The sequence below is a fragment of the Chryseobacterium sp. HNCC26DJ241 genome (assembly GCF_057180505.1).
In genome coordinates, this window is sequence record NZ_JBXUGL010000001.1 from 359,865 (window position 1) to 383,163 (window position 23,299).

20 protein-coding genes are annotated in these 23,299 nt (G+C 28.6%); 2 read left to right on the plus strand and 18 right to left on the minus strand.

Annotated elements, in window-relative coordinates; translation table 11 throughout:
- Positions 1–426: 426 nt before the first annotated feature.
- From AC2A1C_RS01590 to AC2A1C_RS01655, 14 genes are all read right to left on the minus strand, one after another.
- Positions 427–1,827, minus strand: coding sequence for a RagB/SusD family nutrient uptake outer membrane protein (locus AC2A1C_RS01590; RefSeq protein WP_484022814.1), 1,401 nt, complete (start codon positions 1,825–1,827; stop codon positions 427–429).
- Between the two features lie 20 nt (positions 1,828–1,847).
- Positions 1,848–2,873 (minus strand): T9SS type A sorting domain-containing protein, encoded by a 1,026-nt coding sequence (locus tag AC2A1C_RS01595; protein ID WP_484022816.1) that lies wholly within the window; start codon positions 2,871–2,873, stop codon positions 1,848–1,850.
- A gap of 838 nt (positions 2,874–3,711) precedes the next feature.
- On the minus strand, positions 3,712–5,040 hold the full coding sequence (locus AC2A1C_RS01600) for a TolC family protein (RefSeq protein WP_484022818.1): 1,329 nt from the start codon (positions 5,038–5,040) through the stop codon (positions 3,712–3,714).
- On the minus strand, positions 5,037–5,918 hold the full coding sequence (locus AC2A1C_RS01605; RefSeq protein ID WP_484022820.1) for a thiopeptide-type bacteriocin biosynthesis protein: 882 nt from the start codon (positions 5,916–5,918) through the stop codon (positions 5,037–5,039). Before AC2A1C_RS01605 ends, AC2A1C_RS01600 begins: the two co-directional genes overlap by 4 nt.
- 7 nt (positions 5,919–5,925) lie before the next feature.
- The gene (locus AC2A1C_RS01610) at positions 5,926–8,415 is read right to left on the minus strand and encodes a lantibiotic dehydratase (protein ID WP_484022822.1); all 2,490 of its coding nucleotides are present in this window, start codon (positions 8,413–8,415) and stop codon (positions 5,926–5,928) included.
- A 12-nt stretch (positions 8,416–8,427) separates the two neighbouring features.
- Entirely contained in the window at positions 8,428–8,901 is a 474-nt protein-coding gene (locus AC2A1C_RS01615; protein WP_484022824.1) for a hypothetical protein, read from the minus strand.
- 7 nt (positions 8,902–8,908) lie between these two features.
- Positions 8,909–9,655: a glycosyltransferase family 2 protein gene (locus tag AC2A1C_RS01620; RefSeq protein ID WP_484022826.1), complete on the minus strand. Its 747-nt coding sequence runs from the start codon at positions 9,653–9,655 to the stop codon at positions 8,909–8,911.
- An 8-nt stretch (positions 9,656–9,663) separates the two neighbouring features.
- Positions 9,664–10,332 (minus strand): class I SAM-dependent methyltransferase, encoded by a 669-nt coding sequence (locus AC2A1C_RS01625; RefSeq protein ID WP_484022828.1) that lies wholly within the window; start codon positions 10,330–10,332, stop codon positions 9,664–9,666.
- Positions 10,329–11,564 carry a hypothetical protein gene (locus tag AC2A1C_RS01630; RefSeq protein ID WP_484022830.1) on the minus strand — a complete coding sequence of 412 codons (1,236 nt, stop codon included), beginning with the start codon at positions 11,562–11,564 and terminating at the stop codon, positions 10,329–10,331. Before AC2A1C_RS01630 ends, AC2A1C_RS01625 begins: the two co-directional genes overlap by 4 nt.
- A gap of 8 nt (positions 11,565–11,572) precedes the next feature.
- Entirely contained in the window at positions 11,573–12,859 is a 1,287-nt protein-coding gene (locus AC2A1C_RS01635) for a DUF2927 domain-containing protein (RefSeq protein ID WP_484022832.1), read from the minus strand.
- 72 nt (positions 12,860–12,931) lie between these two features.
- Positions 12,932–13,189, minus strand: a complete 258-nt coding sequence (locus AC2A1C_RS01640; protein ID WP_484022834.1) for a hypothetical protein — start codon at positions 13,187–13,189, stop codon at positions 12,932–12,934.
- A gap of 93 nt (positions 13,190–13,282) precedes the next feature.
- Entirely contained in the window at positions 13,283–14,572 is a 1,290-nt protein-coding gene (locus AC2A1C_RS01645; RefSeq protein ID WP_484022836.1) for a hypothetical protein, read from the minus strand.
- The gene (locus tag AC2A1C_RS01650; protein ID WP_484022838.1) at positions 14,572–16,749 is read right to left on the minus strand and encodes a peptidase domain-containing ABC transporter; all 2,178 of its coding nucleotides are present in this window, start codon (positions 16,747–16,749) and stop codon (positions 14,572–14,574) included. Before AC2A1C_RS01650 ends, AC2A1C_RS01645 begins: the two co-directional genes overlap by 1 nt.
- 34 nt (positions 16,750–16,783) lie before the next feature.
- Complete coding sequence (locus tag AC2A1C_RS01655) at positions 16,784–18,412, minus strand: cysteine peptidase family C39 domain-containing protein (protein WP_484022840.1); 1,629 nt, start codon at positions 18,410–18,412, stop codon at positions 16,784–16,786.
- A gap of 240 nt (positions 18,413–18,652) precedes the next feature.
- Between AC2A1C_RS01655 and AC2A1C_RS01660 the strand changes: the two genes are divergently transcribed.
- Entirely contained in the window at positions 18,653–18,910 is a 258-nt protein-coding gene (locus AC2A1C_RS01660) for a helix-turn-helix domain-containing protein (protein ID WP_484022842.1), read from the plus strand.
- A 6-nt stretch (positions 18,911–18,916) separates the two neighbouring features.
- Here the strand turns inward: AC2A1C_RS01660 and AC2A1C_RS01665 are convergent, their stop codons facing one another.
- From AC2A1C_RS01665 to AC2A1C_RS01675, 3 genes are read right to left on the minus strand one after another with little or no spacing between them, the layout of a single operon-like run.
- Entirely contained in the window at positions 18,917–21,688 is a 2,772-nt protein-coding gene (locus tag AC2A1C_RS01665; RefSeq protein WP_484022844.1) for a T9SS type A sorting domain-containing protein, read from the minus strand.
- Positions 21,689–21,717: 29 nt separating this feature from the next.
- Positions 21,718–22,068, minus strand: a complete 351-nt coding sequence (locus AC2A1C_RS01670; RefSeq protein WP_484022846.1) for a hypothetical protein — start codon at positions 22,066–22,068, stop codon at positions 21,718–21,720.
- Between the two features lie 6 nt (positions 22,069–22,074).
- Positions 22,075–22,542, minus strand: coding sequence for a hypothetical protein (locus AC2A1C_RS01675; protein WP_484022848.1), 468 nt, complete (start codon positions 22,540–22,542; stop codon positions 22,075–22,077).
- Positions 22,543–22,641: 99 nt separating this feature from the next.
- Between AC2A1C_RS01675 and AC2A1C_RS01680 the strand changes: the two genes are divergently transcribed.
- Entirely contained in the window at positions 22,642–23,025 is a 384-nt protein-coding gene (locus AC2A1C_RS01680) for a helix-turn-helix domain-containing protein (protein WP_484022851.1), read from the plus strand.
- A gap of 48 nt (positions 23,026–23,073) precedes the next feature.
- Here AC2A1C_RS01680 and AC2A1C_RS01685 read toward each other — a convergent pair whose 3' ends face one another.
- Entirely contained in the window at positions 23,074–23,244 is a 171-nt protein-coding gene (locus tag AC2A1C_RS01685; RefSeq protein WP_484022853.1) for a hypothetical protein, read from the minus strand.
- Between the last annotated feature and the right edge of the window lie 55 nt (positions 23,245–23,299).

Genomic DNA, 23,299 nt, shown 5'->3' on the forward strand with positions numbered 1-23,299 from the left:
AAAAACACCTTTTTTAGAACAGTAAAAACACCATATTTTTAGTCGGAATCCTCAAAATGATTTATAGAAATTGGAATATAATGAAGAAATTCAAAGTTGAATTATGTACAAATTATAAAAACAACTTTGTTTAGAAGAAAAGAAATTTTCAGAATTGAAAACGAAGATATTCTATTAATTTACAGAATTTTATAGCTGAATTTTAATTCTTTACCATTTATGCTTTTCAAGGGTATTTTCAAAATACTTTAATCATATCTAAAGCAAAGATGAAAATCCATTCTCGGGATTTATAAAGTAACTAAAATTTTGTATAAAATTACAATTCTATAATACCTAATTATTACCATCAGTGTAAACTAAAATCCGTACACACTGATGGTAAATAATTTATTTTTAAAAGATTTATAACAAAGACTTTCCTTTTTAATATCCAGGATTTTGTGTTGTTAAACCGCCACTTTCTGTTATTATCTGTTGTGGGATTGGAAAAACATTATAATGACTTTGGAACGTTTTCCCATCGGCTGCCATTACAGAAGCAGCTTGACCTGTACGAATAATATCAAACCATCTATCGTGTTCCATAGCCAATTCTAGTTTTCGCTCCTTTCTAATAGCATCTCTTACAGTTGTGTAACCAGAAACTGAAAGAGACGTAAGTCCCGCTCTGTTTCTTACTTGATTAACTAACGCTAATGCAGGAACTTGCTGCTGTGTTTCATTTAAAGCTTCGGCTTTCATTAATAAAACTTCTGAATAACGAAGTACTTTAATATTTACATCAGTTTCCCAAGCATCAGCATGTGAACCTGGGTACGCTTTATAATTATATCTAGGGTTTTCAAGGCTAGTTGGTACATATCTTTGATCCCAAAGTGTAGTTCCTAAAGTTATAACAGTAGCATTTTTTCTTGTGTCTCCGTTTTCATAAGCATTTTGTAACGTAGCAGAAGGAGAATTAAAACCCCAACCCCAACCACCGGAACCTCTACCTCCTTGTACAACACTATAACCTGCAACTCCATTATAATAGTTATTAGAATCATAAGTTCCTTGAATTTCAAAAAGGGACTCAATATTATTTTCACCGCTTGGTTTAAAATTATCCTGATAATTTGAAGCCAAAGCATAGCCCGTAATTTGATTAGCATAATCAATAACGCTCGCCCATTGACCTTGATACAGCTTTACTTTTGCCATGAGAGCTAAAGCTGAACCTTTAGAAGCTCTCCATTTATAAGATGTTCCGTAAGCATCTTTGGTTGGTAATAGAGAAATTGCTTGTGTAAGGTCGCTTTCTATTTGTGCATAAACTTGTGATTTTGGTTTTCTTATATATTTAGAAACTTTCGAATCATAAGTATCATCAGGAGAAAAATAAGGAATAGGAACATCCCCAAATAAACGAACCAAATTAAAATAATAGTAGGCGCGTAAAAAATAGGCTTCACCATTCAAGATATTCCCCTCAGTAGAGTTTGGATTCATTTGTGAAAGGTAGTATAAAGCACGATTACAATTATAAACTCCTTGATATTGTCCATTCCAAACCTCATAAAGCGAAAGCATACTGGCATTGAAAGAAAGATTATCAAGTAAGTTTTTGTCTGCACCTGCATCTCCTAATGCACTTCCTTTATCGGCTTCATCAGAAGTTATGCTGGTAAGACCAATCCAAGAAAATGAACTTGCTTCCCATGTTTTAGCTTGTTGATAACAAGCACCTATCAAATTTGCCGCATATTCTTGTTGTGTTTGTGCATTGAAGTGAGTGCAGCTTATAACAGTTGCTATTGCAAGAAAATATATTTTAGAAATTTTCATATATTAAATTTGATAGATTATTATTTTTTAATGAATTGTATTGATTTGGTTTGGGTATCATCTTTTATAGTTAAAAAATAAACACCTGTTTTTAAATTAGATACATCAATAGATTTAGAATTTGTGAAAACCTTTTTAATCATTTTTCCAGAAACATCGGTAATTGTAGCTTCGTTAATTTTTGAAGAAAATGGCCATAAAACATTAAGTATTTCATCTGCAGGATTAGGAAAGACTCTAAAACTATTATCAAAATTTTTCACTTCATCAGTTCCTAAAGTGGAATAAACAAGCTGAAAAGGAAAATCTTGTGCTACATCTGCCACAGAATTAGGATACCCTCCATCTAAAGCATTTCTTACAGAACCAATTGGCTCTAAAAATTGTTTTGCATTCCAACCTTGCATTGTTCTCACTCCAGAAATGGTAATAGGTGGACAATATAAATTTAGATAGTCATTCAATAAATGATTGAACGTATCTTGTGCTTGTAATTGCCAAAATACCCAATAATGACCTGCTGGTAAAGTAGTACCGATATTTGCGGTAACTTTTAGAACAGGTTTATTCAAATTTACAGCGGAATTATTAGACGCGGGAATAGAAGAATTAAATATCCTGTAAGCAATAGGATTAGATACACTAGAAAAACGATTGGTAGTAAAATCTCCAAAAATCGGAGTTGCATAAGGATCTTCTACATTATAAATTGCCACTTTCATAATAGAAGGAACTACATCAGCAGAATTGGAATATGCAAAAACACTCAATTGACTAATATTCCAAGATTGTCCTACCGGAACAGTAAAATCATCTGCTAAATAATAGCTCTCTAATGGATTTTTAAAACAAGCGAATCCTGCGGTTCCATTTGTTTCTAAAGTACTTCCAGTGTCATTTGAGCATTCCGACCATACTAAATTATTAGGTGCTGTTGAACCACTATGGGAAATATTTCCTGTTGTAAAATTTCCGTTTGTATATGTTTGAGAAAACAAACTACATGCAGATACAACAGCAATAAAAAAGGTAATTTTTTTAATCATGCTTCTTGTTATTTTTAAATTTTAGTAAAATTTGTCGAATATAATAAAATCTATTCACTTAATAAATAAAATAGATACTTCTTGCACATTTTTTGACTTTTTTGTTCTATTATGTTTAAAGCGAAAAATCCAATAAGCAAAAATATTATGGGGAAATAATTTAGATATCATAGTATTAATAATTGGATAGAAAAACGCACAATATTATGTTTAGCAAATTTATTTTTTATCCTACTACAAAAAAATACCATAAAAAAGGTATTTTTTTATGAATATATTATAATTGAAGCATGATTAAAGTTTGTTTATTATGGAATACAAATAAAAAAAGTCACCAAATTGGCGACTTTTACATTCATGCGATCCGGACTGACATAATCTCGAACCAATTATCTTTATAAATCAGAATGTTAGCTAAATTTATACTACCCGACTGGGCTCGAAACATCTGATTTTATATTTTTCTTATCAAACACCTTTATAAATATTATCTAAATATTTCTTTAGGCGAAAATTTCTGGTGCAAAGATATAGAGATCTTTCTTAATCTACAACAAAAAATTATGAAAATTTTAAATTAAACTTCTGATTTAATTTTATGTAATGAAAAGCTTCTGTTATTAAATCTTCTTTTATAGTTTAAGGGTGTAAATCAGTTGAAATTCCTAATCCTCTACAGTTCTAAGACTATTTTATTATGACATGACAATATGCGTATTATTGTCTGATGGCAAGTAACTCGTATTCCAAAATACATGCTGTAATAAAGGATTAACTTTTTAGCAGGTTTTTTTATCTCAACATCTGTTTGTGAGATGGAGATGAAGCAGAAAGAAAGTTATTCTAATCTAAAAACATTATTCATATAAAAATTTATAACAGATTGATTATAAAGAAGCTCATATTTTGACTGAATTAATTGAGACAGTGCATTTACAAAATTATTCTTTGTAATCAATAAGTCATTTACAGATATTTTACCCAATTCAAATTTTAATAAGTCCGCTTCATAACTTTTTTGTGAAAACTCATAAGATAATAATGAAGATTCATATTTTGTAAAAGATGCATTAGCATCATTAATTGCTTGTATAATTACTTTTGATAATCTGTTTTTCTCTATTTGTGTTTCGTTTTTTGATTTTTCATAAAATAGTTTACTTTCTTTTATTTTATAATGATTATTTAATTGTGAAAATATTGGTATCAAAATTGAAAAAGATAAACCATAAGAAAGATTATTATTAACCTGATCACTAAAGTTCTGAAAAGGGTTACTATTTGAATAAGTAGAACCAAGATTAAAGTTACTAGCAACTGTTGGATATCTTGAAGATTTTGTATAGGCAATATTGAGTTTTGCTTTTTGTTCGTTAATCTTCATAATCAAATATGCCGGATTTGAGGATGCTGCATGTTCTACCATGACAATATTACTTGATTGAATATCTATTTTTGAAAATAGTTTTTCTTGTGGTGAAATCAATAGAATTTCTTCCTCTAAAGGTAGATTCAAAAACTGTTTGATATCTAAGAGATTCATTGATAGTAGATTTTTATTGTTTATCAATGTAAGTTCTTCTGATGCTTTCTGAGATTTCATTTTAAAAACTTCACTTTCTAGAACATATCCTTGCTCAAATTTTATATGAATAAGTTCCAATTGTCTTGTTGAAGATTTTATTTGGTCCTCATTTGATTTTATTATTTCCTGAAGGAAAAGTGCATTGATAAACTTAGAGGCTATATCAATTGTAATCTCATTCTTTATTTTTTGTGTAATAGTTTTATTAAGTTCTAATTCTTGTTTTGCTATTTTAATACCTGTAATATTTGAAAATCCGTTGAATAATATCAAACTTGAGCTAATATTTCCATTATATGATTTAAATTGTTGATTAATATATGAGTTAGTATTTGGATCTACACCCCTTCCCCAAGAATAGTTGTTACTTACTGATGCATCAATAGATGGCAATAGCTTTGTCTTGGAATTATTTAATTGATAATTCGCAATTTGCTCAGAAATTCTAGAGTTCTTTAAAGTAAGGTTATTTTCTACAGCAATATTTATACAATCTTCAAAAGTTAATGTCCTTTGTGCAGAAACTATTGAACAAAATAATAACCAAAAAAATGAATACCAAAATTTATTTTTACCCTTCATGAAAGTGAATTTTTATAATTAATCAAACCATTGAAAATCAGAAATGCAATAAAAGATTCATCTCTTAGATAAATGCCTAATCTGTTATTTGTCATATGTATAAGACTATCATAAATAGCAAATAATGTTAAATCATCACAGTTTTTAAAACTATAATGGTTGTTATTAATCAAATTGCTTTCTAAAAACCATTTAGTACTAACTGAAATTTCTATCTTTTCCTGTAGTAAATGCTTAATAATATTATTAATTACTGTACTTTGTTTACTATATGATTCTTCAAAAGCCTGACTTATTTTTTTGACTTCATCATCTATATTTCCTTCTGTCTCATCTATCTTAATAGAATAATAAAACCAGTTTGAATACACTTTTTGGAAAAAGCTAATCATAGTGTTCAAATCATTTTTAAATAATAATTTTGCAAGAACTAAATGGATTTGAATGGCATGAGATATAGCCAAACTATAATCCCAATTATTATAATTATCATCAATTATATCCAAAATTGTTTTAGAAGATATTTCAAATATTTTTTCAGCTTTAGTAATATTAACATCTCCTCCATAACGTTCTATTTCTCGAACATAATCTATAAATTCTACACGAAATGATGAGTCCGAATTACATTTATCAAAAAATAGTCTGGTTGTAGTATTCAATAATGACATGATATAAACTTTATTACTGTGATTTTTTGGTAATAAACGCAATCTTACATGTGGACCATCTTCCCAATACCTAATAAAAAAAAAGGTTGATATGTAATCTTTTTTTTCTAATTTTTCCATTAAAGGTTTTATCAATTCGATTAAAACTTTCTCAAATGAAATATTATGGAAAATATATGCTGATATCCAGTTTGATTCAGTTTGCATGATTATCTTAATAACAATTTAAAATATATTCTTTTACTTTTCCTCCATGATGGATAACATCAGACAATGTAGGAAACATCTCTGTTATCTCAATTATATCATCTGCTTTATCAATTAAGTTTGACAATAACAATATAAAAATAGGAGATCTAAAATCTATGTATTGTGGCTTATAATTATCATTTTGAGAGTTACCAGCACTTGGAGACCTTTCTGCAATTTTAAGATAAACTTCATTTGGAATCAGATTTTTTTTAATGAAATTATTTATCTGAAGAAACATTTCTTGTAAGGATTTGTTTTTTTCATCTAATATGTTTTTTAAAAAATCCTTTTTTATAAACCATTTTTTACGTTGAATTATTAGTTTATTCCCAAATTTCAATCTAGGAACATAACAAAAATCACTATTAGCAAGTTTAAATTCTTTAAAATAAAAATTAATTCTATCCAATACAGATATGTACCCATAGTTATCAACTTCATTGAAAAGATCAATAAATTGCATAAATTTAGATCGTCTGTTTAATCCTTCTAATGAAAAATTTATAATATTAACTGGTGTACCTTTCTTATCAATTAAAGAAATGTTTCCAAGTTTATCAAAATAGATAAATATATCTGTTAAAGGTATGAGACTAAATGTCTTATTTACTGTATTATCATCACATAAATCAATTAAACCATCAGAAAGCTGTGGAAAAGTATTAACATTATGAATAGAAGCATCTTTTATTTCAATGATTAAATTTTCAGGAATCAAATCTTCAAGATATTTTTTAACAGTGGTACTATAATTATCTGGTAAAAAATTTAAAAACCTAGAAATGTTAGCTCCATACCCATTTGAAAAAGTGTTTAATACTATATTGTCAAAATTTACATTATCTGTTTGTATATAAGCTCCAAAAGAGACTGTTTTCTTTTCTTTATTATTTTCAAAATAGTTAGAAATATTTATTGAATTTACATAGTTATCTAAGTTTTCAATATGACTTAAAAAATTATTAAAGTCAAACATTTCAATATCATTTATAGTAAAGTCATCAATATTTTTCAGGTATATCTTTTTATAAAATTCTAAAACGGAAATTTTACTTTCTCTTTTTAAACTTTTATTTAGCCATTCTTTTTTTGCTTCTTTTAAAGAAAAACTATTAAGAGTATGATACGCTTTCTTTAATTCTGAAGATAAATCCGCTATTTTAACTACAGAAATGCTATCATTATTTGTAACAATCGTGTCCTCATAAAAAAGATCTTGTAACTGTACTTTTTTAAAAAAATCCAAATTGTATTTTTTTGAAATAAAGAATTCTTCAATCTTTTTATAAGACTTTAAAACAATTCGATACCGGATATCAGTATCATTACGAGTCTTTTCTAAAATTTCTATGGTTTCTAAAATAGAATTAAGTAGATCTATTACATCAGGAAATCTATCCTCTAAATTATTAATATTTATAAAATTGATTAAGTCTATTATCCAATCTTTGTTACTACATGACGAAGGATATACAATTTTGAGAAATCCTTCTTTTAAAAGTTCATCAATGAAATGTTCTATATTAGTCTTATTTTCATTTGTAATAGTTTCTAATTTTGCTACCAAAGAACAATATTTAACATTTTTTAGTTTTAATTGTTCCTGTATAAAACACAAGATTGGAGAAATATTTATTTTTTTTAATGCTTCATTGTTATTACTATTTTGAAAAAAATGAAATTCTTCAGGTGATTCATTTTCTTGCCATATTGTATTATTACACCGTATTTCTAATTCATTTTTAAAATGTAAATCTTTTATCAGAATTTCTTTCAAATAATAATAAAATACATTAGTAACCTGAAAATTCGATCTCTTAATGTTTTCTTTAATAGGTGCAAAGTTTTTGCTATTCATCTCCAGACAGAAGATTGTATTGAAAGTGCTGAATGGGGTTGTTTTTGTAATGCTTCGTGTTAGATATTTTAGCGTGGATATTATTAAGCGTTTATCCTTTTTGTTAGATATAACAAAAGAACTGGTTTTTTTTTGAATTTCATCATATAATACTGTGGATGAAAATAAAATCCCATTTTTTAGGAAAAAAGAATTAGTCATCTCCTTTAATTCAGCTATGGATACTTTTAAAGCCGAATCAAATTCTATAATATACTTTTCATATGCTAAATCGAGTGTGTTTTTTTTGTAAAAATATTCAGAGAATCTACTTTTTAAACAATCATTACTTTTTATTAGATAATCGTACTTTTCTATATTTCGATCATTAAAAAAATCTCTTTTGAAATTTATGAATTGTTTTTTTTTCTGCTCATCACCCTCATTACCAATAAGATTAAATAGTATATCTATTAATTCATTTTTAATATAATCAACATTATTCTGAAGTTCAAGCAATGATTCAATACAATCAATCTTTTTGAAATGGTTTAATTTTTCTATTGAAGCACCTCCTTCTCTCCCAAAAATAAGAGGAAATAATTTATTTTTCATTAACAGAGTATGTTAAAAATAATGTACTGATTTTATTGATCTTCCTTGCTTCTTAATTGTCGAGTCGAATACTGCTCCAGTAAAACCACCAACAAACATCAATATTAAACCGGAATAAAAATTTATGAAACTTTCTTTTATATAAATAAGACTTAGTGATTGAATACAAAGACCAAGCATCAGTCCGAGAAAGCCTAAAAGGAAAGCATAATGATTTTCTGGAAACAAAAATAAATTTTTCTTTAAAAACTCAATTAATTCATTATATTTTTTTTTCAATTCTTTATTTGAAACTTCACTAAAATCAGTCACAATAAATAAATAATCTAAATGTTCTTCTAGTAAAGTATTTTGCTTTGTAGTTAAATCTTTTTCTAGTAAATCTTGTAGAACACTTATTAGATGTTTTTTTAGTTTTAGATCTGATTTATTAGTCGTTAATTTAACTGACTCATTTAATTGAGTTATTATGATCTCTATCTTCATTTTATTTTCAATTTATTACTTTTATTAAATAGTAAGAAAGACTAAAAAATTTGTCAATAAAATCATTTCCTAATAAATATTCATATCCATATCTTTTTTCTTTATTTACACTACTCATTCTATCAGAATAGTTTTTGTGTTTTTGATATAAATACTCTTTATCTAAATATTTATAATGCAATAGTTTAATTTCTACTAAAGCATCCATCACCACTAACCCATGAAACTCCGGACTACATGAATGAGAGCCAGGCCCAAAATTGATATTATGGAGCATTTTGGGATTGAAAATTATAGATTTATCGAACATTCTGTCTCTAATTCCATACTTCACTTGCTCTGTAATTAATGTCTCATAATTGTCAGGAAAACAATCACTCATCATGTTATATCCAGCCACAATAGGCATAATAACTTGATTTTTTTTAGCATATTTTAATTTTTCTATTAAATTTTCATCGTACAAAAACTCGTCCATATCACAAACGATTACATAATCAGCATTGCTTTCTTTCCAGCAGTTATTTCGAATATCAATCATTAAATCTTCCCGATGCTCTCCATTGGTAAGTAGAGTGATAACCTCTATATTAGAATCAAATTTTTCAACAATGTCTAATGTATTGTCTGTACTTTCATTATCTATAATAGTAATTTTATTGCAAAATCTAGAGTAATAATTTAAGGTATGCAAAATCATTTTTTCTTCGTTATAACAAAGTAAAAATAGCTCTATTTGAAGATCCTTTTCCATTTTTTCCATTATATCATTAATCTCCCATTTTTAACAACCACTGACTCACGTGAATTATCCCCTTTTACAATTATTACTGCATTCCTGAAAAAGTGTATTGATTTAATATTTTCATCAAAATAATTAGGTTCATAATTTTGAATTAAAAATTCTTTATGATTTAAACAATCAGTAAGTCTTTTGAAAAAATTCATTGAAGTATCACCATCAAAACCACCCCCAAATTGAGGCCAATAAGACGTGCCTACATCCTCAATTATGTATAAACCATTATTTTTCAGTCTTGGAAAAAAAAACTTAAATGATTCTATTACATCACCACTGACATGGCTCCCATCATCAATTACAATATCTAACAGATCAGTTTTCTGAAAAACATGTTCAAGAAAAATACTATCAGACTGGTTTCCTTTAAAAGTTTTTATTCTCTCGCTTTCTACCCCAATTTTATCAAAAATATCAATCCCAAAAATATTTGCATATTCAAAATAATCTCTCCACATTCTTAGTGAATTTCCCCCTTCAGTAGGTTTATCATACCCGCCAATCCCAATTTCCAAAAGTTGAATTTTTTCATCTCTGAAAGCTTTCAAAAAGGGTTCATATATTTCAGAAAATTCAAAACCAAATTTGTCAACATTATTGAATTCCGCGATCTCCTTCAAACTTTTTTTCATATTAATTTATTTTTATTTTTAAAGGCATATTTTATAACTTCTCCAATATCGAAACTTAACATTGTTTCATAAATTTCCTCTTTTAACTTCTTTAAAATATTAAAATCACACAATTGATTCTTTTCAAATAAATCTAAGCAATCTTTAAAAACTTCAATACATTTTGGATCATCTAGTTTGTGCGGAATATGTTTTGAGACATTTAAAGACTCTAATCTAAGAGCAATATCTTCTCTATCATAACATCTTGTTCCTATTGTAATTGAAGCAACATCATTCATAATTGGGTAATGATAAATACCGGAACCGCATTGATGGATTACTAAATCTACTTTAGAACAAACGTAATTTAAAGGTAGTATTCTACTATATAGAAGTCTGTCTTTATTTTTATCATTAACGATTATATCAACCGTAGAGATTATTGCATAATCTTTATCAAAAAGAATATCTATAAACTCATTGATAGAGGTATTATCAACCAAACCTGTCGTTATAAAGACAAGCTTATTCCCTTTATTTGATTCGAAAAAGACTTGTAAATCTTCTAACATTTTTTTTGACGGATTATCTTCAACAGTTAGTGGACCACAATAAAAGTATGAATCTTGATCTTGAATATCAGGAGGTAAAACCTCAATTGATTTAATGCCTGGAATAATTTTAGCATCTGAATTCGGATATTGATAGATTAAATTCAAATCCTCATTTTGAGTGCTATAATCAGGGATGCTATTTCCTAACATTATTGAAGCGTCACAAATTTTACTATCAAAGTTACTTTTCTCACAACTATGAATATGATCAGAATTTCTTTTGGATTCTGGCAATGATCTGAATTGTCCAGTCCTTCTAATAGATATTCGGGGAATATTATACTCTTTACATGGTAAAACTGTATAAGGCTCTAAATCTTCAATCACTAATTCGGGCTTTACGCGTTCTATAGCTTTGTAAATATTTTTCTTTAATTTATTACCCATAAACAACTTTTCCTCAATATTGCTATCGTGATCTTCTGCTAAGAATTTTGATAGTTTATCATGATCAATTGAATTATCAATGTCGACAACATTAATATCATTCTTTTTTAAATCGTCATGATAATATGATGGTACTAAAAAAAAGTTTTTAATATTTTTTTGTCTTTTGATATACCTTTTATCCAATACATATAGAGGTATTAACCGAGAAGCTCCTGAACCAGCAGGATGTATCGTCAATATTTTCATTCTTGAATTTAGTCTATTATTTTTTCAAACTCATCTGTTTTCAAACCATCAACAAATTCATCTTGATAAATCATTTTTATAATATCTGTATATTGTTTTGCTATTATAATTTCATCATTCTTATAAACATACCAATTTGTTCCGAAGCTATGCATTTCAGTAGGCCCTAATGCCTTGTAAATAGACTTTAAAATAACATTTTGCATTTTAGTATTATTAATTGATTCTTTATAATCGATATCCACAATACTTTTATACCTTTTGGGTTTAAACACTTCACCTTTTACATTTGACACAGAAGTTTGTGTATCTGAAGCTTGAAGATTGTTTGGTTTTAGAGTAATAAATATTCCAGCATCTGGAGATAATTCAGTTTTTCTTGCTACAACTAAAGAAAGATTATCAGATATTTTATTAAGTGATTTTATTGATTTTTCAACAAATATTGAATCTGAATGATTAAATCCATATAAATAAATAAAAACAACTTTTGGGTGCTTATAAAACTCTTTATCAATAAAACTTGTTTTCTTTATTTCATCTAATATTTCTGTTTTTATCTTTGCTTCTGCAACGTAATTCTTTAGCTTTAAAGATGTGTCAACATAGTTCAACTTATCTCCAAAATCTTTTTCAAATTGCTTTAAAGTATATCCTTTAGGGATCAATGGATCATATGCCAAGTTAATTACTTCTGTATCTAACTTTGTAAAGCCAAGACTTGTTTTTTTTCCTTGATAAAAAATACTTTCAGGATAAGAAAAACTATCAGAGCCCCCAACAAATATTTGAGTTAGTTCCTCTAAAATCATGGATTCTCTTTCTTGCTCTTTCTGAATTTTATCCAAAATAAAAATTTCAGCTTTATAAATATTATTATCTTTAGAAAAAACCTTCCCTATTGCATCATCGGTGGGTAGAATATCAATGTTTTTAAAATCAGAAATATTCCCAAAGTTAATAATCACATTAGCTTCGTTAATCTGTTGTGTCAGGGAAAAGTGAATATGTAACCCCAAGTTATTAAACTTATTAATTGCCTTTTTAACAAATTCCTCATCATTCGGAAGAGGGTTACCTTGTATATAAAATGACACATTTGATTTCCATTTATTTAGTGGAATTATTTCTTTTTGCACTTCATCATAAAAACTAATTTCATAAAAATAATTTAATGCTTCCTTAGAGTATTTTTTACTAATTTTATCTATTATATCTTTATTTAATACTGTTTCTTCTTTGGAACAGCTTGTAAAAAATAGTGGAAATAATACTAAAATAATGAAATGTTTCATTTTATATAATTTAAAAATTAAAAAAGATATACAGGAGATATTGCTATCTCCTGCATATTTTGCACTATGCTGTTATTCGTGACATATATGTTTTACTGTTGTAGTTGTACTACCATCAGCATTTTTTTTAACAGTTGTCACAGTATCACATTCTTTGTGATCATTAGCACCTGCACTTATTGCAGTAACAACTGCTGCTACTGCTGTAACAGCTGCTATACCAACGTCTACGCAAACAAGCGTAGTACCTCCTTTTACATCAGTAAGTTCCGCCTCACTTAATTGAGTAGCATAACTGTCTACTCTTAATTGATCTAATGTCAATTTCATAATAAATAATATTTAATATTTGTTCCTACTCTTTGAAAAGGGTTTTTCGGATACCACCCAATCATTGCGCAATGATATTTTGTAAAATTTTATCTATTTTTTATTGAAAGCATATAAAAATCTTTCAAAGATTCGTTCTAATAAATTTCGATCATTTGTTACTATTTCTGCAATACCTATCATATTCTCTTTTATAATAATCTTTTTATTATAACTAGAATAATTCGCATCAAAAAACTTTACCTTTCCCACATATGTTTTTTCATTGGCAACAGGATAAAGCTCCTCTAATTTTCCTGTCAAAACACCAAACTCTCTATATGGATAATCATTGAGTTTTATGATGACTTTTTGTCCAATTTTTAATTTTCCTGCACCCACAATAGGAATATTTACTAATCCATAAAATGAATTACCTTTTGGAGTTATAATAATAGCATTACCATCCATAAATTTTTTATCTTCTAAATTTTGGATAAATGATGCCTTACCATTAATCGGAGAAATAAGCATAAAATTTTCTTTCCAAGTAGCTATAGATGATCGTAATTTATTTAATGACTTTCTTATATTTAATTGCTGAGTTAGTAAACCTTCTCTTTCATTATTTTTAAAGTTCTTAATACTATTCTGTAATCTTGTAATTTCTAGGTCAGTTCTGCTTAAAGCCAATCTGTTTTGTTCCAAATCAGACTTTCTTGAATAATAATTTTGTTGGTAGGTATTATATTCTAATTGGCTAGTAACATTTTTTGAAAATAAAATAGAATCGGTTCTTAGCTTCGCACCTATAAGTTTTTTTTGCTTTTCATCGTTTATCATTAAACTTCTGTATAACTCTTTCAAGCTATTTTGTTTCTTAAGTTCTTCTTCTAAAAAGTTTATTTGAGATTGATATGAATTTAACTTCTTTATTTTATAAAAAGTTAACAACTCATTTGAGAATGCTATCCAATCATTTTCGATAATATTGCCTAGTTGTAAATTTTTTGACAAAAATCTATCAAAAAAATTTATGACATATTCATTATTTTCTAAAGAAAAACCTTGCAATTCATGATCTAAGAGTAATACATCTTTATAAGATGCATTACTCTTTAATACTACCATATTTTCATTAATTAATACATCTGAATTATTTTTTACCAAAACCCTTTCTATTTGAGCCCCTTTCGCAATAGGAAGAGTGATGCTCGGTTCGTTAGTTGTTAATTTTATTTCAGAACTAATCACATCAGGATATTTAATCAAATATCCTAATATAAAAATTATAGTAATGACTATAAAAACAATCAAAATTCCCCACCTCATCCACCATCTAGGTTTCATATCATGAATGTGAGTATTAAATTCTTCTCTAAAATCAGAATTATGTAGTTCCATTATCCTTCTAATTCTAATTGGTTATTTATTAACGTAAAGTAAAACCCTTTTAAATTTAGCAACTCACTATGAGTTCCTTTTTCTACAATTTCACCTTTATCAAGAACAATTATCAAATCGGCAGATTTAACGGTGCTTAATCTGTGTGCAATCACAACAGTTGTTTTTCCTTCTAAAGTATTATTAAGATTTCGTGTTATTTCATTTTCGTTTTTTGTATCTAAAGAATTAGTTGCCTCGTCAAAAAATAGAAAATCGGGGTTCTTATACAAGGCCCTAGCTATTAATATCCTTTGTTTTTGTCCGCCACTTATTCCTACACCACCTCTACCAATAATGGTATATATTTTCTGATTTGTTTGATTAATAAATTCTCCTAAATTAGTCAATCTAATAACTTCTGTAAGTTTATCAATATCAATTTCTTCATCATCTAAAATTATATTTTTCAAAATAGTATCGTCTAAAATTTTACCTTCCTGAAGTACTGCACCAGACTTATTTCTCCAACGGTGAATATTTATAGACTTGAAATTTACATTATTTACAAAAATTTCTCCTTCATAATCCTGGTAAAGACGTAATAATATTTTCATTAAGGTAGTTTTCCCACTACCACTCTGCCCTACAATTGCAATCATTTTTCCTTGTGGAATTTCTAAATTAATATTTTGTAGGACATAGGAATCATTTGTATGATATTTAAATGACAAATTGTTTATAATTATTGTTGCATCTTTAGGGACATCCATCTCTAATCCTTCCGAAACTTTCTCTATTTCTTCTTCATAAACAACTTCATTAACCCTCTCTAAACTTATTTTGGCATCTTGGTATGATTGAATTAGTCCAATTAATTGTGACACTGGACCATTCATCTGTCCAATAATATATTGAGCAGATAGCATCATACCCAAACTCATATCACCATTAATTACTGCTTTTGCAGCAAAAAAAGTTATAAATACGTTTTTTAGCTTATCAATTATTGTTGTGCCGATATTTTGAGTTTGAGTTAAGTTTAACATTTTTATGTTTAAATCGTAAATATCTAACCTACTTCTTTCCCAATCCCATCTCTTTTTTTGCTGTAAATTATTAACTTTAATTTCAGTACTATTATCAGCAATTTGCATTATTTCATTTTGATTGGCTATATTACTATCAAAGAACTTGAAGTCAAGAACTCTTCTCCTTTTCAAAAAAAGAAAGATCCAAACAATATATAAAACAGTACCTAAAATAAAAATTAAAAATAAATTCAAATTATAATAAACGAGTATTATTGCATAGACAATGAAACTAAGTCCGGATATTATTATTCCTAAAAAAGAATTTAGTATGAATATTTGTATACGATCATGGTCGTTGATTCTATTTAAAATATCACTTGTCATTTTACGCTCATAAAAAGTAATAGGTAATTGAAGTGTTTTCTTTATAAAATCGGAAACCATACTGATATTTACTTTATCTGCAACATACAACATCATTCTTTTTTGAACAAATTCAGAAAAAACAGAACTAATAGTTAATATAATGGTAGCTAATAATAGCAAATGAATAAAGTCAAAATCTTTCGTTTCAATACCTATATCAACAATAGATTGGGTTATAAAAGGAAAAATCAGACTAATAGCTATACCTAAAATCATACCTAGTAATACCTGCAATATTAAAGAATAATGTGGTTTTAAATATCTAATGTAATTATAAAAACTACCTTTTGTTTTAACCTCTTCTTTTTCGTAAAATGAAGGACTAGGCTCTAATACAAGTATTACTCCTTTTTCATTATTCTTTTTCCAACCAAATTGAAAATCTACTACACTATATTTTACTAAACCTATTTGTGGATCAGAAATATAAACTGTATTATTCTTTATTTTATATAATACAACAAAGTGAGAATAATTCCAGTGGATAATACAAGGCAGTGTTATTTTGTTCACTAAATCCTCATAACCTAATTTAAGTGGCAAGTTTCTAAATCCAATTTCTTCAGATACCTTGCTTAAATCCTTCATTGAAACTCCTTCTTTTGTAATATTACATTTATCTCTCAAATATTTCATTGAGAAATCTTTTCCGTAATATTTAGAAATAATTTTTAAAGAAGCAGGACCGCAATCCATAGCGTCCAGCTGTTTAAAGAAAGGAAAATTTTTAATTTTCAAGTTGTTTTTTATTTTTAGTATTATTTAATAAGTATCAAATAAAATATTTTAACTCTTTTATTTGGTATTCATCAGGTAAAACCTTTCTATTAAAAAGTTTTACTGGAGAGTAATCAAATCCATTTTCATTACACCAATTATAATGAGATATTATAGCATTAGTGGCTTCTTCATTAATCTGAATATTGTACTCTTTGACAAATTCCTCTAAATCAATTTCTTCTATAAACCATCGTTTTAACAAGTTTAATGTGATTTCTCCTCCATTATTAATATATGTTTGCATTAATATTTTAGCTATGATCCTATGTTTATTATTTTCATTATTTAGATTAACATTCAAATAAATAGACAATTTAATTCGTCTTTTATTTTTTTCATACAGCTTGTAAGCCTCCTTAAAAACCTTATAGCAATGAACACATTTCGGACTTAAAAATAGACTCAATTCAGATTCAGCATTTTTCTCGTTTATTTCAATCTTTGTTAGCTTTTCTAATGAATTAGAGTTAATTTCTGTGGTAGAATTGATTAAGGAACTAAATACTATATGATTTTTCTTGAAATATTTGTCCTTTTTATTTTTCTTCTTAAATTTAAAATATCCATAAATAAATGGCTTTAAACTAATCCAAATAATAAAGAAAAAGCATAGTGATAATATAAAAAAAATTGTAGAATATAATAACTCAAAAATATTTAAGCTACTAAAAGCAAACACAGTATTTGTAATTATACACACTAAAATAAAAGATACCAATAGGCATAATCGACACCACTGTTTTATTTTGAACATTTGATAAAAAAACGTGTAAGCGATAATTGGTATTGAAAATATACTTATAATAATAAAATAAGATAGATTAATTGTAGAAAAAACAGATAGAAAAGATATTGTAGTAAAAAAAATTAGGGATAAATCTCCCAATGTATAGTTTTTATAAATAAAAGAAGATTCATCTAATATTACTTTTTGACACTTACTAATATTTATTTCTGAATTCCCACACACCTTAGATGCTAAGCCATTTTTTACGCCAAGACTCTCTTGAAGTATTAATAAACTAGTTAAAAGACCAGTAAAAGATAGTAAACCATATACTAATTGAAATATTGAAAAGTCTGTCAGAAATTGTCTGTATGCTAATAGAACAATCAATAAAGTCAAAATAGTAAATAATAATTTTCTACTTTTTATATTTATTCTGTTCTTACTAACAGTTTCATTATTTTTATAGAAATCCTCAGTCGCTTCAATTACTAATACTACTCCTTTTTCGTCATTAGTAGTCCAAGAATATATAAACTCTTCTTTACTGTATTGAACCAAGCCTAACACAGGATCAGAAATGTATACAATGTTGCTTTCAATTTTGTATGGAACGACAAAATAAGATGAACTCCAATTTATTATACATGGTAAAGGAATTTTTTCAGCCAAATCTTGAAAAGAAATTTTTATTGGTAAATTTTTTAACCCCAACTTTTCACAAGTATTAACAATTTCCTTCAAAGAATTTCTTTCATCAATATTATGAGACTTATCTTGCAAATATTTCATGGAAAAGTCTTTGCCATAGTATTTTGCAAGAATTCTCAAACAAACAAGGCCAGAATCTATTATATTTAATTGCTTAAAATAGGGGAATGTATTTTGTTTCAAAAGTTTTGTGTTTTTTTGGTTGAAAATCTCAAAAATTTATACAATTTTAAGTTGATTTATAAAATATTTTCATGCAAATATGTATTTCATCAATATGAACTTTTATTAAAATTTGGTTTTAAATTCGACTAACTGTAATATTAAAATACAAAAATATAAAATTTAGGCTAATTACAAAAAATCAAAAAGAAGTATTTTAAGGTTACAATAATGTAGTGCTTTATGTTTCATTTTGCATACATGCAAGAACTAGAGGAACATAAAAGCCTCGAACTTAAGGAGAAAATTCCTATCGTTGTAGGAGAGCGTATCCGAAAGGCACGAAAGAAAAACAAACTTTCGCAAACCGAACTTGCCCTCTTGCTCGGTAAAGACCGACAATATATGTACAAAATCGAGAAAGGAAAAGTCACCCCATCCATCTTTACTATCGCCTCCATATGCTATGTGCTTGAAATTTCATTATCTGAACTCCTTAGAGGTATACGATTGGAATAAAATTCTTTACTTCTTTATTATTTTTGATGTTATCATTCCTTTATCCATCATTACCTTCACAAGATAAGTCCCATTAGGAAGCTCTTGAATGGAGAACTGAACTTTATCAGAATTAGACCTTACGGTTTTCAATAATTGTCCACTCATATCAAATGCCTGTACAGTATTGATTGTTCCTTCTTTTGATTCGAGGTTTACAAAATCTGAAGTTGGGTTAGGATAAAGCAAAATATTTTTAGGCTTTTGTTGTTTAATTTCATTTGTTGCCAGAAAACTGGTGCTAATTGTTTTAATTGAATTGGTATTGGCAAAAAACAATTTATTCAATGATGAATTAAACACGATATGCTGATAACTATTCGGAGTAATTAATTCCCATTGTCCGTTTTTCAGCACATACACTCCTTGGTCGGTAGAAATAACCAAATAGGTTGCTCCTGAAACCGTAACTGTAATTATCGTTTTGATAGTGCTGTTATAAACTGGAGGCGTTACCGATGTCCAAGTTGTACCTAAATCTGTACTTTTCAATAAGGATGAGTTGGTACAAGCATACAATTCATTAGTACCAAAGATAGAGATGATTTTATTGAATGCATGGGAGGAAACCGTTTGCCATGTTCCTCCATTGTTGGTTGATTTCAAAAGTTTGCTTGGAAGTGCTATGAATATGGTATTGGTATCATAAAAAAGGACATCGTTTGCCAATTCATTATCTATAGGTGTGGCATAACCTCCCGAAATTACGCCAAAGGAATTTCCTCCGTCAACAGAAAGAAAAGTTCCTTTATAGTTTGTGGAAGGATTGTCGGGAGCATTGGAGGTAATGATCAACCTATTGGAATTATTTTTATCCGCAAAAACATTCCTCACCGTATAAGGTGTATGTTGGTTTGTTGAAGAAAAATTCCAGTTAATACCTGAATTGACAGATTTATTTACTTTTCCAGGATCGTATGCAGTTGCATAAATCGTATTATTGTTAGAAACCGAAAAAGTATATTGTGTTAAATATGCGTCGGATAAGTTTTTATCTTTCGTCCATGAACTTCCTCCATTATCAGATATAAATAATCCATATCCCGAACCTGAATAAGGGAAATAACTTCCATTAAAATCTCCTCCTAAAGCATACAGCTTACCCGATGGGTCAGTATCTAATTTCAGAATGTGATGGGGAACTATATTGTTTACTCCATTATTAAAATCAATTACTGAAGTATTGGAAATGGATAATTTTTTAAATCCATTGTATTCAGAACTTACATAAACATTCGAATTATCAGACGCAAAACCAATAATCCTTTGATTATCCCAAAAACTTAACTGGTCATTCAGTTTGGTAAAATTGAGTCCGTTATCGGTGCTGATATAGATTCCATCAGTAAGAGAAGCTTGTCCGTTCGTTCCATAATTGATGTTACACAATATGGCATTTTGATAAAACAATAACCCTCTAATGGGTCTATTGAAAGGAAGACCCTGTGATTGGACATAAGCAACTCCAGCATTACTACTCACAAATAATTTGTAATTATTGTAGAATGAGGTATACATAATCTTTTGCTTATCTGGAGAAATATAAAGTATTGGACTTTGAAGTGCAGAAGGAACATTGAAGGTTTCGGTAGTCCAAGTTGTACCATTATCGAAACTTATTTTTTTGGTATCCCTTCTGTAGATGCTTCCGTCTTCAAACACATCAAAGAATCCTTGATAAAGTCCATAAGAATATCCCGAAGTGGCATTGAGTGGCAATGAAGTCCATGAACCTGATGTATTGGCTGTGTCTAAAGTATAGATAAATCCTGTCATAGTATTGGTTGTATCAGACCAACCCATAATGCTGTAATACAATTTATTATTTCTGAAAAAAAGTGAAAGATCCTGCTGTTGGGTGGCTGTTACTGTAGGAGGATTTATGGTTGTCCACGTTATTCCTAAATCGGTTGATTTGATGATTTTATTGGTGGTACTATTATAGCCCCATACCACATTGTTATTGTCCACAAATAGATTAGTCAGTGTATTGCCAGAGAAATTATAGACCTCTGACCAATTGGACGAAGTGGCTTTGTACAGTTTACTGTTCTTGGTCATCAACATTTGTGTTGCATTGGGATAAGAGTTGACCAAATTTCCTGCAAAGTAAGAATAACCATCTGGAACAACGGGAGTTTCTGCCCCAGCATTGGATGAGTACAGAGAATATACTTTTACATCGTCTAAATAGAGTCTTGATGTTCCCGAAGGCAATGTAGATGGGAGCGTGAGAGTAAAACGTAACCTTACATTCTGATAATCTCCTGTATTGCTAACGGTATAATTGTATGCTAATGATTGAGCTGTTAGGTTGAACAATTGAGCGCCTTGATAAGTAGTTCCTCCATCTGTTGAAAAATCCACCGTTAGCTTGAGTCCGTTGGTATTGGCGGCATTGAACTCTATTCGTTTTACTTTTTGAACATCGAAATTCATATAGGTTTGTCCTAATGAACTTGGGGTTGACGTGTACCATCTCATTTGTAAAGACTGTCCTCCCGTTAAAGGAGAAGTATTGGACGGTATTCCAAATACAGTTCCCCACTGTGAGTTGGCTGTCCCTGAATAAGAGACTGCGGTATTGTTGTACACAGAACCTGCTGTGAAGCCTTCTGTCGACTCAAAACCGGTCTCATAGGTCATTACTTCTTGTGCAGAAATATTTCCAAAGGATAAAAATAGAAGAAGATATACTGTGATACTTCTGAGGATTGAAAAGAGATAAAATTGTTTCATATTTTGTAACGATTATTTTTTTTGAATTTCTAAAAGGATTTTGTATCACGTAAGCCATTGGCATCGATATAGAAAATACTGACTAGCCTTCCTGAAGAGGTAAGTTTTGCAGAAAAAGTTCCTGAAAAATTTTGAAAAACTCTTTTATAGCTAAACGTACCATATACTTTGATATCTCCGTAATCTTCATCCACAGTAATAGAATTAATTTTGGCACTTCTAAGAATATAGGTGTCGTAGCTCCAACTCTCACTCCAGTTTTTAAAGCCTTCATCAATGATCGGGTTAATCGCTTGTTTTTCTTCATTACTTGGTGTTCGGGATTGACTGAAAACAGTAATGGTAAAGAATGCAAATAAGAATGGTAATAAAATTTTCATAATTTATTATTTTTTAGGTTTCTTTTGATTTCCGTAGTAGGCAATGCCTTTGCCATCACAGTTTCTGCACACTCCATTATTGCACCATATCACACTGCACGTTCCGTCTATTGATTTGCAATAGTCGCAGGGTTCTTGTATTTTGCATTTATCTCTACATCGCAATCTACACTCTTCTGAAGATTCATCCTCGTCAAACCATTCTTCATCATCAGCTTCGTAACATTTACAATTTTTAAAACAGTCATTGTCTATTCTTGAATAGACCTGATGATTTTGGCATCGGCTTGTCCCATTACATCGGGGATCTTTTCCTGTTCCCTTGCAAAGTCCGCAGGTTTTGTAGCCTGATGCGGAAGAATTTCCTTTTTTCTGGGTTATTGAGGTTTTTGCTTTCGGTTTTGTTGTTTTCTTTTGTTGTGCAGATAATCCCAATGCCAGAAAGCAAAATACAAGCAGGAGTAGTTTTTTCATGTTCATAAATTTTTTATGTACAAAAGTCGATACATCTCGTTGATTTTATTACATTTGCATACTCATAATATATGAGCAAACCTGCATAATTTATGCGTTATGATCGGAAACAACATTAAGAATATCAGAGAACTTAAGAATCTGACACAAGAATTTGTGGCAGAAAAATTGGATATTTCCCAATCCGCTTATAGCAGATTGGAGAAGGGAGAAACTAAAATTTCCAAAGAAAAATTAGTTCAAATAGCTGAAATTTTAGAGGTAAAGCCCGAAGATATCAAAGAATTTGATGGTCAGAAGTATTTTAACAGTTTCAATAATGTAAGTGATAGCAATATTGAAAGTATTGTCAGTGGAATGGGAAGCGAAGAAGTTCAACTGCTAAAAAAACTCTATGAAGATAAAATTTCACTACTTGAAAAATTGCTTAATCAATCTGAAAAAGTAGTTGAAAAATACCAGTCAAAATACGGAGAGCTTTAAAGTTCTTTTTCCGATTGGATTTTCAAAATATTTGCAGTTTGTTATTTTTTATCTCTCTTTTACATCTTCTTTTATATCAACTTGATTCTCTTCATCCAATCCATATAACATTTTTTGATTGGAAGTAATCTTATGATTCTGATCAAAAAAACTCTTGTTGAGTCCATAAGAAAATTGAATAATTGGCTTTATAACAGCGAAATCTATCTCCTTGATCATACTATAAATACGTTCGAAACTCTCCCGAGTACCCTGATTATCTTGGATAAACACT